Here is a 12,558-nt window from a genome sequence, read left to right as displayed (position 1 = left end):
CGGTGGAACCGTACGTACGGTGGTGTGGGAGGAGGGCCTAAAATGCCCTCCTACCCGATCCTTGACCGAATCGCCGGAGTTGAGGACCATCACCGGACGCGACTGACATCGCGCTTTCATGCTGCAGATCGTTTTCAGGGGATCATGATCGGCGCGCTGCGGCTCATTCGGGGAAGGGGATTTCCATGATCGTAACACGTTTGAGCAAAACCGCCTTCGTGGCGGCGATAGCCTTTTTCGCAACGCTGGTTTCGTTCGGTAATATCACCGATTACGATACGAATTTCGGATTCGTGCAGCACGTCCTGATGATGGATACCATCTTTCCCGATGCCACGATCAAGTATCGCGCCATCACTAATCCGATGCTGCACAATGCCGCCTATATTCTCATCATCGCGGCAGAGACGCTGACGGCGATCCTGTGCTGGATCGGGGCGTTTGCGATGCTCGGTCGTCTGACTGACCGGGCGGTCAGCTTCAACCGTTCGAAGAAATGGGCCATTGCCGGTCTTGCACTCGGTTTTCTGGTCTGGCAGGTCGGCTTCATGTCGGTTGGCGGCGAATGGTTCGGCATGTGGATGTCGCAAACCTGGAACGGGATCGAATCCGCGTTCCGGTTCTTCATCACCATCATCGCTGTGTTGATCTTCGTCGTGCTGCCGGACGGCGAACTGGTGGATTGAATTTGACGTTTGAATCCCGACTTCATGAGATGCTGTTTCAAACGCCAAATTCGAAAAATCCACTAGATACATGAAGTTACCAGTGGTCTTTGCGATTCCGACATTTGCTCGGCGCCTGTATCAGAGGGACGCAAATGTCGGAATCAGACCACTAGAGTAAATGTGATGCTGAAACAGGCTCGTCAATCAACTCGACACCAGCCTGTTTCATCTTCTGCAGCATGATGTCCATTGAGCCATTAAGGTTGATCCCGCGGCACGCATCCAGACGGACGCGCACCTGAAAGCCTTCTGCAATGGCGTCGAGCGCCGAATAGGCGACGCAGAAGTCGGTGGCCAGTCCCGCCAGAGTGAGCGAACCAATGTTACGTTCGCGTAAATACCCGCCAAGACCGGTCGGCGTACTGCGGTCGTTTTCGAAGAATGCAGAATAGCTGTCTATGCCGATGCGAAAGCCTTTGCGAATGACGAGTTGTGCCCGCGTCCACTGCAAGTTGGCGTGAAAATCTGCGCCATGACGACCCTGAACGCAATGGTCGGGCCAGAGCGTCTGCAGGCCATAGGCCATCTCGATCGTATCGAAAGGCTGGGCGTGGGCATGAGTCGAGGCGAAGCTTGAATGATTGGCCGGGTGCCAGTCCTGCGTGAGGATCACGTGTTCGCTTTCATCGATCAGCCGGTTGACGGTGGGAATGATTTCGTCACCGCGATCGACGGCTAGCGCACCGCCGGGGCAGAAATCATTCTGGATGTCGACAACCACAAGTGCATGACCGATCATAGAATACTCGCTTTGCTTATTCCGTAACCGACTATAGCCAGACAGGGTTCACGAGACCAGCAATAAGCCGCGTTCTGGTATAACATCGGCAAGAGTGCTACGGACGGCTCAAATCAGACACCAGACAGGAAACCATCATGACAGATGTTATCGTCCGCGACAGCAATGGAACTCAGTTGAATGACGGCGATTCCGTTACCTTGATCAAGGACCTGAAGGTCAAGGGAACCTCCACGACATTGAAGCGGGGAACACTGGTCAAGGGCATTCGCCTCACCGGGAACCCGGACGAAGTCGATTGCAGCACCAAGCAGGTCAAGGGACTGGTGCTGCGGACCGAGTTTCTGAAGAAAGCCTGATTTTCAGAGCGCGCATCTTATTCCAAAAACCGCTTCGCACTTTTCGGGATACGCTCTAAGCATCGATCTCCACGCGACCGCGTGGGCGGCTGCAGCAGGCGAGGATATAGCCCTCGGCAATTTCGTCGTCGCGAATGCCGCCATTGTGGTTCATCTCGGTCTCTCCGCCGAGGCACTTCACCTTGCAGGTGCCACAGATTCCGAACTCGCAGGCGCTCGGAATCTTGAGGCCGCCACTACGGGCGGCAAGCAGGATTGTGTCGTTTTCCGTACATTCGACTTCCACGCCGGAAAGGCTGAAGACGACGCTGGCTGCTGCCACGGCCGGGGCGATGGGTGCTGTCGCTGTACTCGCTGGTTCGGAGAGCGTGGACGGCACCGGAACCGACGAAATCTCGCTGGCCGGATTAAAACTCTCCTGATGATAGTTGGCCATGTTGAAACCGGCGTCTTCCAGCAGGCCCCGCACACCGTTCATGAACGGTTCCGGCCCACAGCAGAAAACCTTGCGATGCAGGAAATCAGGCGCCAGCAGTTCAAGCCGGGCACGGTCTATTCGCCCATGCAAGCCCGGCCAGACATGGCGTGCCGATGATTGCTCGACAATGAAGGCCAGATGCATTGCTTCCATGCGACCGGCAAGCAGCTCCAGTTCACGGCGGAAAATGATGTCGTCCGGCGTGCGTGCGCAATTGATGAACGCGACGTCGGTCGCAGGGGCACAGTCGAAGAGCCAGCGCGTCATGGAAACCATCGGCGTGATGCCGGAACCGGCAGAGACGAAAAGATACTTTTCGCCCGGATGATTGGCGAGTGAGAAATCGCCGTTCGGTCCGTAAGCCTTTATCTTCATCGGTGGACGCAGATTGTCGAGCATCCAGCGCGTGCCGATGCTGTCCTTCTGCGCCTTGACGGTGACGGAGACGTGGTAGGGGCGGGAAGGGGTCGAGGAAAGCGTATAGGTCCGCAGCACCGGGCCGAGGCCATCTGCCCGTTCAATCGGCAGTTCCAGAGTAACGAACTGGCCCGGCGTATAGCGGAACCAGTTGTCCTCGGCGGTCTTGAAGGAGAAGGTCATGACGTCTGGCGCTTCTTCGATGGCCGAGATGCATTCCAGCATCTGCAACCTGTCGTTCCACGGCAGCATCTCGTCCAGATATTTCAGAGGCTGCATGACCTTCTCACTTCTTCAACTGCATTTCAAAAATCAGGCGACGCGGCTGAGCTTTGCCGCTTCACCACGCAGGCGCGGCGTAATGGTGTTGGTGTACCATTCGAGGAACTGCATCACGCCGCCTTCATGTTCAACCGAGTAAGGGCCCGGCTGATAAGCGGGCGAGCGAATGCCCACCGCATTTTCTTCAACGATCTGCCGGTCCTGGTCATTGGTCTGGATCCACACATGGGTCAGTTCATCGAGATCATAGTCCACGCCTTCGACGGCATCCTTGTGGACGAGCCATTTGGTGGTGACAAGCGTTTCCTCGGCGCTGATCGGCAGAACGCGGAAGGAAATCGCATGATCTGCCATCAGGTGGTTCCAAGTTGATGGATAGTTGAACATCAACATTGCACCGATATTCGTGTTACCAGCTACCTGATCGCTCAAAGGCTTCTTGACAGCCGCCTTGCCAGACATGGTGTAGCTCACCGCGTCGCGCAGAAGTGGGATGCGGGTGATGCGATAGCGCCCATCTTCGGACATGTTGAATTCTGCAGGCAGACCGATGCTGGCGCAATTCTTCCAGAGCTGGTTGATCTCCGGATCTTCCATCACGCCCTGCACGCCGGTTGCCGACGGAGCTTCCGGATAGGTGCGGCAGAGTTCTGGATGGTTCGCGGCGCAGTGATAGCACTCGCGGTTGTTTTCCCAGACGAGCTTCCAGTTGCCCTTCTCGATGATCGAGCTTTCGAAGGCGACCTTTGCATCCTTGATATTGTGCGGTGCGAGATAAGGCTCGACCAGATTGCGGAATGCACCGAAATCGGGCGCTTCCTCGGCGACGCAGACATAGATATAGCCGGCGACGGTTTCGCAATGAACCGGCTTCAGGCCGTATTCGGCAGGCTTGAAGTCAGGGCCGACCTGACGCGCGAAAAGCAGACGCCCGTCCAGTTCATAGGTCCACTGGTGATAAGGGCAGACGAGCTTTGCGGCGGTTCCCTTTTCAGCCGCGCAAATGCGCGAGCCACGATGGCGACAGGAATTGTGGAAAGCACGAATGCCGCCCTGCGCATCGCGAACGATGACAACAGGATAAGCGCCGATTTGCACGGTCATATAGGAACCGGTCTTCGGCAGCTCGCAATCATGGCCGACAAACAGCCAGTCCTTGTAGAAAATGTTCTCCAGATCCAGCTTGTGATATTCTGGATCGGTGTAGAATTTCTGCTCCAGGCTGAAATTGGGGTCGCGCCCGGTCAACAGCCCCAGCATTTCGTTGCGAACGTCCATAGCCTCGAACCCTTGCTTTCCATCTTGGATCTGCCTTCTGCTGTTCTCCCAGCGACTATGGCTCGATCCGGTGTTCCCTTTGTCTTCCGGAAGCACGGCTTGTCCCGTTATCTCAATGGCTTGCTCACATCTCCCGAGGTCTGTGAACTAGCTTCCGTTATCCCGATTCAATCACTGAACTATTCTAAACGCGCATTGGGATGCGACATGGTTTTCGCGTAAAGACGACACGCCAAAATGTCGCTTTTGCGGCGTGATCAGATCGTCGCAAATATGTGTTACATCCGCCTTCGGAGCGTTTCCGGGATTGCAAATTGGTTTAAAAGCCAGTTACCACGTCAACCACATCCCAATCTGTTTCATTCCATGGGAGGCTCGGTGGCCATGAAACGTTCTGAAATCAACGAAATCATCCGCGAAAGCGACGCTTTCATCCGCTCTTTCGGCTATGTCATGCCGCCTTTCGCATATTGGTCGCCCGAGGAATTGAAGGCGCGGACCTCTTCGGATGCGCATGCCATTCGCGATGCGCGCCTTGGTTGGGATATTACGGACTACGGGCAGGGCAAGTTCGCCGATCTTGGCCTGTTCCTCTTCACCACGCGTAACGGCAACGCAGAAGACCTCAAGCGCGGCGGTGGCATGCTTTATGCCGAAAAGATCATGATCTCGCGCAAGAACCAGCTTTCTCCGATGCACCGGCATGTGGTGAAGGCCGAAGACATCATCAATCGTGGTGGGGGCACGCTGGTGCTGGAACTGTTCAACTCGCTGCCGGATGGCAGTGTGGATGAGCAAACCGACGTGACTGTTGCCACCGACGGACGCCTTGTGACGCAGAAGGCTGGTGCTCATCTGAAGCTGCAGCCGGGCGAAAGTGTGACGCTGCTGCCGGGCAATTGGCATGCTTTCTGGGGGGAAGGCGGCGATGTGCTGATCGGCGAGGTTTCGACCGTCAACGACGACCTGACCGACAATATTTTCCGCGAGCCGATTGGCCGTTTTTCGAATATCGATGAAAACGAGAAGCCGCTGCATCTTCTGGTATCCGACTACGACAAATGGCTGTGAGCCTACCGATATTTCGGTTCTAGCCGCCTGCAAATGGCGTTGTTTGACGTTTCCGGTCTGCATGTAACTTTAAGTGAACGATGCTCCGGTTCTCTAACGCTGCCATTTCCGGCAAACCGGGGCCGGAATCTCACGCGAAGCCAAACTGAAGGACTGAACATATGAAGCTGGCGATGATCGGAACGGGCTATGTGGGTCTGGTTTCAGGTGTGTGTTTTGCCGAATTTGGTTTTCACGTTACCTGCGTCGACAAAAACCCGTCGATCATCGAGCGGCTAAAGGCCGGGAAAGTCACCATCTTCGAGCCAGGGCTTGATGAGTTGATGACCCGCAATATTCGCGATGGTCGGCTGGAGTTCAGCACCGATCTTCCGGCAAGTATCGCCGATGCCGACGTCATCTTCATCGCTGTTGGCACGCCATCCCGTCGTGGTGATGGCGAGGCGGACCTGCAATATATCGAAGCAGCTGCGGATGAAATCGCCGCCGCCATGAAGCCGGGCGCCGTGGTCGTCATCAAGTCGACGGTCGTGGTTGGCACCAATGCGCGCATACGCGACCGTATCAAGGCTGCCAGTCCGGCTGTGTCGTTCTCGATGGTGTCCAATCCGGAATTCTTGCGGGAAGGCTCGGCAATAGAAGATTTCATGCGACCCGACCGTGTTGTTGTTGGGGTGGAAGACGAGCGCGGCAGGGCCGCGATGCAGCGCCTCTATCGTCCGCTTTACCTGCGTGAAACGCCGATGGTCGTCACGTCGCTGGAAAATGCGGAAATCATCAAATATGCGGCCAATGCTTTTCTGGCCATGAAGGTGACGTTCATCAACGAGGTTGCGGACCTTTGTGAGAAGACCGGCGGCAATGTGCAGGAAGTCGCGCGCGCCATCGGTATGGACAATCGCATCGGCTCGAAATTCCTGCATGCCGGTCCGGGCTTCGGCGGATCGTGCTTCCCGAAGGATACGCGGGCCTTTGCTGCGACGGGCAAGAAATATGATGCGCCGCAATCGCTGATCGAACAGGTCATTGCGGTCAATGAGACGCGCAAACAGTCGATGGCCGAACGGATCGTGACTGCGGCCAAGGAAAACGGTGCAGACACGGTTGCTGTCCTGGGCGTCGCCTTCAAGCCGAACACTGATGATATTCGCGAGTCTCCTGCGCTCGACATTATCGCGGCCATTCAGAAAGCCGGGATCAAGGTTCAGGCGCATGACCCTGAGGCCATGGACGCTGCCAGGGCGGTGCTTCCTGATGTTGTCTGGTGCAATTCAGCTTACGAAGCGGCGAAGGGCGCAGGCGTCGTTGCCCTGCTGACCGAATGGAACGCTTATCGTGCGCTGGATCTTAAGCGAGTGGCCAATGTCATGGCCGGAAATGTGCTGATTGATCTGCGCAATGTCTACAAGGCAGAAGATATTGCAGGCACCGGGCTAGATTATCGTTCGGTTGGGCGGACGCTTCGGGCCTGACTGGTGGTCTGATTCCGACATTTGCATCCCTCGGATATGAGCGCCGAGCAAATGTCGGAATCAAAAAAACCACTAGTAACTTTATGAATCTAGTGGATTTTTCGAATTTGACGTTTGAAACGGGATTTATATCGGACGGGTATCAAACGTCAAATTCAATCCACTAGAGCATTTCCAGCAAAAGTGGAAACCGGTTTTGCGTCCAGAAATGCTCTGGAAACGACCGGGGAGTTTACTCCCCGGCTGTCAGCCGCTTCTTCTCATTGGCGATGAGCCAGAGATTGCGAACATAGACGATGAGGCCAAGTCCTTGGCCAGCGATGAAGACCGGGTCTTTACGCTGGATCGCATAGATCAGCAGCAAAGTGCCACCGAAGAGTGAGAAGAACCAGAAGGCAACCGGCATGACGCTGCGTTTTGCCTTTTCGGAAGCCAACCACTGCACAACGAAGCGCATGGTGAAACAGGCCTGGGCGACGAAGCCCAGCACGATCCAGCCATCCCACTGGGCCACGAAAACCTCGTGCAGCCACTGTGACAGGCTGTTGAAAATATCAGTCATGGGTGATCTCTCTCACACGCGGAACGACCTTGCGGCGCTTCCGCAGCCACCAGACGCCATAAAGGTCCAGAATGCCGCGCACTCCACGGTCCAGAATGCCGTAATTGGATTTGCCGTGGCGGCGTTCGCGGTCGACAACATCGACATGCACGACGTCGAAACCTTCGCGGATTGCCAAAGCAGGCAGATAGCGATGCCATCCGTCAAAGAAAGGCAGTTGCCGGAACAGGTCAGTGTGCAGCGCTTTCAGGCCGCAGCCGGAATCGCGGGTCTTGTCCTTGAGGATCGCGCCGCGCAGATTGTTAGCAAAGCGAGACGAAAGCTGCTTGAGTTTCGTATCCGTGCGCTTGAGGCGCTGTCCGGCTGCAATGCCGTAATCAGGCCCGGCCTTTAACAGTGCATCTGCCAGAACCGGGAGATAGGCGGGGTTGTTCTGTCCGTCGCCATCCATAGTCACGACGATCTTGCCGCGTGCCGCGAAAACACCGGAACGCACAGCAGCGCTCTGGCCTGACGACCGGTCATGGCGCAGATGGCGGAGTGGCTTGCCGGCATGAATGCGGCCCGCGAGTACATCGCTGGTCGAGTCCGTCGAACCGTCGTCGACGACGATGACTTCGTATGCGCGGCCCTGCATGGCGGCATCGACTTCATCCAGCAAAAAGGCAAGATTGTCGGCTTCGTTGCGGCAGGGGATAACCACAGAAATCGTCGGTGTGTCCAAGCGGAGTGTTCCTTTATTCCTCGCGCTATCTGCTTAAGCTCGGCTTTCCTGCCCGGAAACCCGATAACGCGCAAGGCGCGCTCCATAGCATTGATTGGATGGCAAAGCCAAGACGGTTCAAGTAAACGTGAGTTCTGGCCCGGATAATAGCTCTATTGATCGGTTGACTGCCGTTTTTTAGCCGGACATTGCCGGATACGGAAGAGCCTCCGCCAGCCAATCCAGAAAATTCTGTGTCACCTCATCCCGGTTGATTTCATTGAGGCTCTCATGGCGGGTGGCGGGCAGGATCGTGCAATTGACACGCTCGAAACCCATTTTCCGCATCCTTTCTGCCAGCCTGCGCACTGCGGCACCGTTCACCGTTGCAGGGTCTTCGGCCCCACCAACAAGATTGAAGGGCATGTTTCGCGGGATATTGGAAAAGTTCCGGTCGTCGGCGCCACGGCGGATCAAGCGGAAAATGTCGATCCATAACGCCACGCTGGCATCGAAGCCGCAAAGCGGATCTGCGACATAGGCGTCGACCTCTGCCGGGTCGTGCGAGAGCCAGTCGAATAGCGTGCGGTGGCCCTTTATGGATCGACCCCAGGCGCGGAAAGTCATCTTTGGCAGAATGGTGCTCGGAACATCTGAGCCTTTCAGCATGCGCTCCATATAAAGAAGTGCGAGCGCTGCAGCGCTTTCCGCGCCACCATCGACATTGGCATTCCAGATCGCGGCGGCATCGACTGTGTCAGCGTAGTCCAGCACATAGTTCAGCGTGATCAGCCCGCCCATGGAATGTCCGAAAAGCACGACCGGAAGGCCCGGATGGTTCTCGTGAATATGCCGGTTAAGCGCGCACACGTCCTCGATAGCCACAAGATGGCCCTGCTTTTGTGCGAACATTCCCCTTGGCGCATGAGCACCGATATTGGCGCCGTGGCCGCGATGGTCGTGGATATAGACGTGGTAGCCTGCTGCGACCAAGGCGGACGCGAAGCGTTCATAGCGTGCGGAATGTTCGGCAAGGCCGTGGCATATCTGGACAACGGCTCGCGGTGTCCCGGCGCGGACGGTGCGGAACGGGAGTTCTGATTTGTCTGAAACCGGCAGATGATGAATGGTTTTGAATGTCATTTCGCCATCTGATTTTATGCCGTGCAAATAGTCAATCTCCTCCGTTGCGGCGTCGCTTAAACAGGCACTGGAACGGAGTGTGAATGAATTTTAGGCAATTGCGTTTTTTGTGCAGATTCCGCTTGAAAAGCGCAAAAGCTTGGGCAAATCTAGCTTTGCAGACGGGGTTTTTGAAGGGCAATCAGGGGCGTTTTAAACGGGATTCCACGTCATAACTTGCAGGCCGTCCGATGAAAGGGAGGAAACTTTCGCGGACGGTGGCCAGAGGGGAAACCGGGTGACGGAAATATCCGCGCCCGGTTTCATTATTTATGGTTTTCATCAGAGTTTGATTTGCGGTTCCGGCTGCTTCCGTTTCGTGGGTTGCCGTTTGCGTCCGGGGCATATTTGGCCTACATACGCGTCAGCAATTTCCGCGCGGTTCGGCAATGTTAAGACCGATCGCGCTTCTCAACCTGCGGAGACGACGCGCTTTATGGCACGCCAGTTCATTTATCACATGTCCGGCCTCAATAAGGCCTATGGCAACAAGAAGATTCTGGAGAATATCCATCTCTCCTTCTATCCCGACGCGAAGATCGGCATTCTCGGCCCGAACGGCGCCGGTAAGTCGACCATCCTCAAGATCATGGCCGGTCTCGACAAGGAATATACCGGCGAGGCCTGGCTGGCCGATGGCGCGACCTGCGGTTATCTTGCCCAGGAACCGGAACTCGATCCTTCCAAGGACGTGCTCGGTAATGTGATGGAAGGTGTGGCCGCCAAGAAGGCGATCATCGACCGTTACAACGAACTGATGATGAACTATTCCGACGAAACTGCGGATGAAGGCGCGAAGCTTCAGGACATCATCGACAGCCAGAACCTCTGGGATCTCGAAAGCCAGGTTGAAATGGCCATGGAAGCGCTGCGTTGCCCTCCGGGCGACGCCGACGTGACCAAACTATCGGGCGGTGAAAAGCGCCGTGTGGCACTTTGCAAGCTTCTGCTTTCGAAGCCTGATCTGCTGCTTCTCGACGAACCGACCAACCATTTGGACGCCGAAACGACTGCATGGCTTGAAAAGCACCTGCGTGAATATCCGGGTTCAGTGCTGATCATCACCCACGATCGCTACTTCCTCGACAATGTGACTGGTTGGATTCTCGAGCTCGACCGTGGTCGCGGCATTCCTTATGAAGGCAATTATTCCGCCTATCTGGAAGCCAAGGCCAAGCGCATGCAGCAGGAAGGCCGCGAAGAGGCTGCCCGTGAAAAGGCGCTGTCGCGTGAACGCGAGTGGATTTCTGCAAGCCCGAAGGCCCGTCAGGCCAAGTCCAAGGCGCGTATCAAGGCCTATGACGAACTGGTCAAGAGCGCGGAAGAGCGTCGCCCTGGCGATGCGCAGATCATTATCCCGGTCGGCGAGCGACTCGGTCAGGTGGTCATCGAGGTCGAGGGTCTGTCGAAGGGCTATGGCGACCGTCTCCTGATTGACGATCTGAGCTTCAAGCTGCCAGCAGGCGGCATTGTCGGTGTGATCGGCCCGAACGGCGCCGGTAAATCGACGCTCTTCAAGATGCTGACGGAGCAGGAACAGCCGGATAACGGTTCGGTTCGTATTGGCGATACGGTTCATCTTTCCTATGTGGACCAGAGCCGCGACGCGCTCGATGCCAACAAGACCGTCTGGGAAGAGATTTCCGGCGGCAATGACGTCATCAAGCTCGGCAAGTTTGAAATGAACTCCCGAGCCTATTGCGGTGCGTTCAACTTCAAGGGCGGCGACCAGCAGCAGAAGGTCGGCAATCTTTCCGGCGGCCAGCGCAATCGCGTTCACCTTGCCAAGATGCTGAAGTCCGGCGGCAATGTCCTGCTGCTCGACGAACCGACCAACGATCTCGATACGGAAACGCTCGGCGCGCTTGAAGATGCGCTGGAAAACTTCGCTGGCTGCGCCGTTATCATCAGCCACGATCGTATGTTCCTCGACCGTCTGGCAACACATATCCTCGCATTCGAAGGCGACAGCCATGTCGAATGGTTCGAAGGCAACTTCGAGGACTATGAAGCTGACAAGATCCGTCGTCTTGGACCGGATAGCGTCAACCCGAAACGGGTGACCTACAAGCCGCTCACACGGTAAGGTTCGAGATGTTCAGGCTCTGGCGGTCTGCAAATGGTGTGGTTCTGCGCTTCCGGTGCTCACGTACGCAAAGTACGCTCCGCTCCGGTTCTCGAACCTCACCATTTTCGTCTCGCCATAGCCAGAACCTCAACGAACCTTTGGCGCTTTAAAGTTAAGGCCGGTGCATTGCACCGGCCTTTTTATTTGATGAAGGGAAACATGATGAAAGATTGGTCTGCAAAGCAATATCTGAAGTTTGAAGACGAACGCAGCCGCCCGGCACGTGATCTTCTGGCCCAGATACCGGTCGATAAGCCGCGCAAGGTTGTCGATATCGGCTGTGGACCGGGTAACTCGACGGAGCTTCTGGTTGAGCGTTGGCCGGAAGCTGATGTTTCCGGCTTCGATACATCGCCAGACATGATCGAGAAGGCCAAGGTCCGCCTGCCGAAGGTGGATTTCACCATCGGCGATGTGGCGAGCTACGAGCCGGATGCGGAAACCGATGTCCTCTTCTCCAATGCCGTTTTCCAGTGGCTGCCGGATCACATCGAGCAGATGAAACGCCTCTTGTCGCTGCTTCGTCCCGGCGCGGTGCTGGCCGTCCAGATGCCTGACAATATGGGCGAGCAGACCCATGTCGGTATGCGTGATGTTGCCAAAACAGAAGCCTTTGCTGCCAAGATCGGCACCAAGGGCAGGGGACCTCTGCCCCCGGTGATGGAATATTATAATGCGCTCGCCGGTCAGGCCGCCCGGCTCGATATATGGCACACGGTCTATAACCATCCGCTGGATGGCGTTGATGCGATTGTGGAATGGGTAAAGGCGACCGGATTGCGACCGTTTCTCGATCCGCTCGATGAACGGGAGCAGGCCGACTATCTGAAGGCTTACAAGGCGAGGATTGCGCCGCATTATCCGGTGGCAGTAGACGGGAAAGTCCTGCTGCGTTTTCCGCGTATTTTCTTGGTTGTTCAGAAGAGATAGTTGCCCGAAGATCGCTCTACACGGGGAATTGATCGATTGCCCGTGTAGGAAAATACAATTATTTCAATATCTTATATTGGCAGCTCATCGCTCGGCAACGTCAATCGTTCATTTGAGCAATTTCTAATATTGGAATAGATTGCATGCAAACGATTTTGTTCCTATGGTCTGGCCGCGTCCTGAAACCGCTCTAAATATGAGCCGTCATGATCGTAACGCCGCGATGCGC

The 12,558-nt window shown here is 55.9% G+C and carries 13 protein-coding genes; 7 read left to right on the top strand and 6 right to left on the bottom strand.

The genetic code is table 11. The features are described from left to right. Positions 1-189 (top strand): hypothetical protein (locus CES86_RS27685; protein ID WP_208617817.1); only part of this gene is annotated, 189 nt, incomplete at its 5' end. Then, positions 186-686 (top strand): DUF2165 family protein, encoded by a 501-nt coding sequence (locus CES86_RS06275; protein WP_010659692.1) that lies wholly within the window; start codon positions 186-188, stop codon positions 684-686. The genes CES86_RS27685 and CES86_RS06275, both read left to right, overlap by 4 nt. A 151-nt stretch (positions 687-837) precedes the next feature. On the opposite strand, the gene pncA is transcribed toward CES86_RS06275, so the two are convergent. After that, on the bottom strand, positions 838-1,467 hold the full coding sequence (gene pncA, locus CES86_RS06270; protein ID WP_012091720.1) for a bifunctional nicotinamidase/pyrazinamidase: 630 nt from the start codon (positions 1,465-1,467) through the stop codon (positions 838-840). A gap of 137 nt (positions 1,468-1,604) precedes the next feature. Between pncA and CES86_RS06265 the strand changes: the two genes are divergently transcribed. Continuing rightward, entirely contained in the window at positions 1,605-1,826 is a 222-nt protein-coding gene (locus CES86_RS06265; protein ID WP_010659694.1) for an alkylphosphonate utilization protein, read from the top strand. Between the two features lie 55 nt (positions 1,827-1,881). Here the strand turns inward: CES86_RS06265 and CES86_RS06260 are convergent, their stop codons facing one another. Continuing rightward, complete coding sequence (locus CES86_RS06260) at positions 1,882-3,000, bottom strand: hybrid-cluster NAD(P)-dependent oxidoreductase (protein ID WP_012091721.1); 1,119 nt, start codon at positions 2,998-3,000, stop codon at positions 1,882-1,884. A gap of 33 nt (positions 3,001-3,033) precedes the next feature. Continuing rightward, the gene (locus CES86_RS06255; protein WP_012091722.1) at positions 3,034-4,281 is read right to left on the bottom strand and encodes an aromatic ring-hydroxylating oxygenase subunit alpha; all 1,248 of its coding nucleotides are present in this window, start codon (positions 4,279-4,281) and stop codon (positions 3,034-3,036) included. Positions 4,282-4,665: 384 nt separating this feature from the next. Between CES86_RS06255 and CES86_RS06250 the strand changes: the two genes are divergently transcribed. Together CES86_RS06250 and CES86_RS06245 are read left to right on the top strand one after the other, a co-directional pair. After that, positions 4,666-5,352: a D-lyxose/D-mannose family sugar isomerase gene (locus CES86_RS06250; RefSeq protein WP_012091723.1), complete on the top strand. Its 687-nt coding sequence runs from the start codon at positions 4,666-4,668 to the stop codon at positions 5,350-5,352. Positions 5,353-5,513: 161 nt separating this feature from the next. After that, positions 5,514-6,824 carry a UDP-glucose dehydrogenase family protein gene (locus CES86_RS06245; RefSeq protein WP_012091724.1) on the top strand — a complete coding sequence of 437 codons (1,311 nt, stop codon included), beginning with the start codon at positions 5,514-5,516 and terminating at the stop codon, positions 6,822-6,824. Positions 6,825-7,056: 232 nt separating this feature from the next. Here CES86_RS06245 and CES86_RS06240 read toward each other — a convergent pair whose 3' ends face one another. From CES86_RS06240 to CES86_RS06230, 3 genes are all read right to left on the bottom strand, one after another. Then, positions 7,057-7,386, bottom strand: a complete 330-nt coding sequence (locus tag CES86_RS06240) for a lipid-A-disaccharide synthase N-terminal domain-containing protein (protein WP_012091725.1) — start codon at positions 7,384-7,386, stop codon at positions 7,057-7,059. Next, a complete protein-coding gene (locus CES86_RS06235; RefSeq protein WP_010659700.1) occupies positions 7,379-8,110 on the bottom strand; it encodes a glycosyltransferase family 2 protein in 732 nt (243 codons plus the stop codon). Before CES86_RS06235 ends, CES86_RS06240 begins: the two co-directional genes overlap by 8 nt. Positions 8,111-8,287: 177 nt before the next feature. After that, on the bottom strand, positions 8,288-9,232 hold the full coding sequence (locus tag CES86_RS06230) for an alpha/beta fold hydrolase (RefSeq protein ID WP_094513934.1): 945 nt from the start codon (positions 9,230-9,232) through the stop codon (positions 8,288-8,290). Positions 9,233-9,707: 475 nt separating this feature from the next. Here CES86_RS06230 and ettA point away from each other — a divergent pair, with 475 nt between their 5' ends. Then, complete coding sequence (gene ettA / locus CES86_RS06225; protein ID WP_012091727.1) at positions 9,708-11,357, top strand: energy-dependent translational throttle protein EttA; 1,650 nt, start codon at positions 9,708-9,710, stop codon at positions 11,355-11,357. 204 nt (positions 11,358-11,561) lie between these two features. Next, the gene (tam, locus tag CES86_RS06220; RefSeq protein WP_094513937.1) at positions 11,562-12,329 is read left to right on the top strand and encodes a trans-aconitate 2-methyltransferase; all 768 of its coding nucleotides are present in this window, start codon (positions 11,562-11,564) and stop codon (positions 12,327-12,329) included. Positions 12,330-12,558 lie beyond the last annotated feature (229 nt).

It is taken from the genome of Brucella lupini (genome assembly GCF_002252535.1).
Classification (GTDB): Bacteria; Pseudomonadota; Alphaproteobacteria; order Rhizobiales; family Rhizobiaceae; genus Brucella; species Brucella anthropi.
Note: the sequence above shows the minus strand (reverse complement) of the source record. Positions and strands in the feature narration are given on the sequence as shown.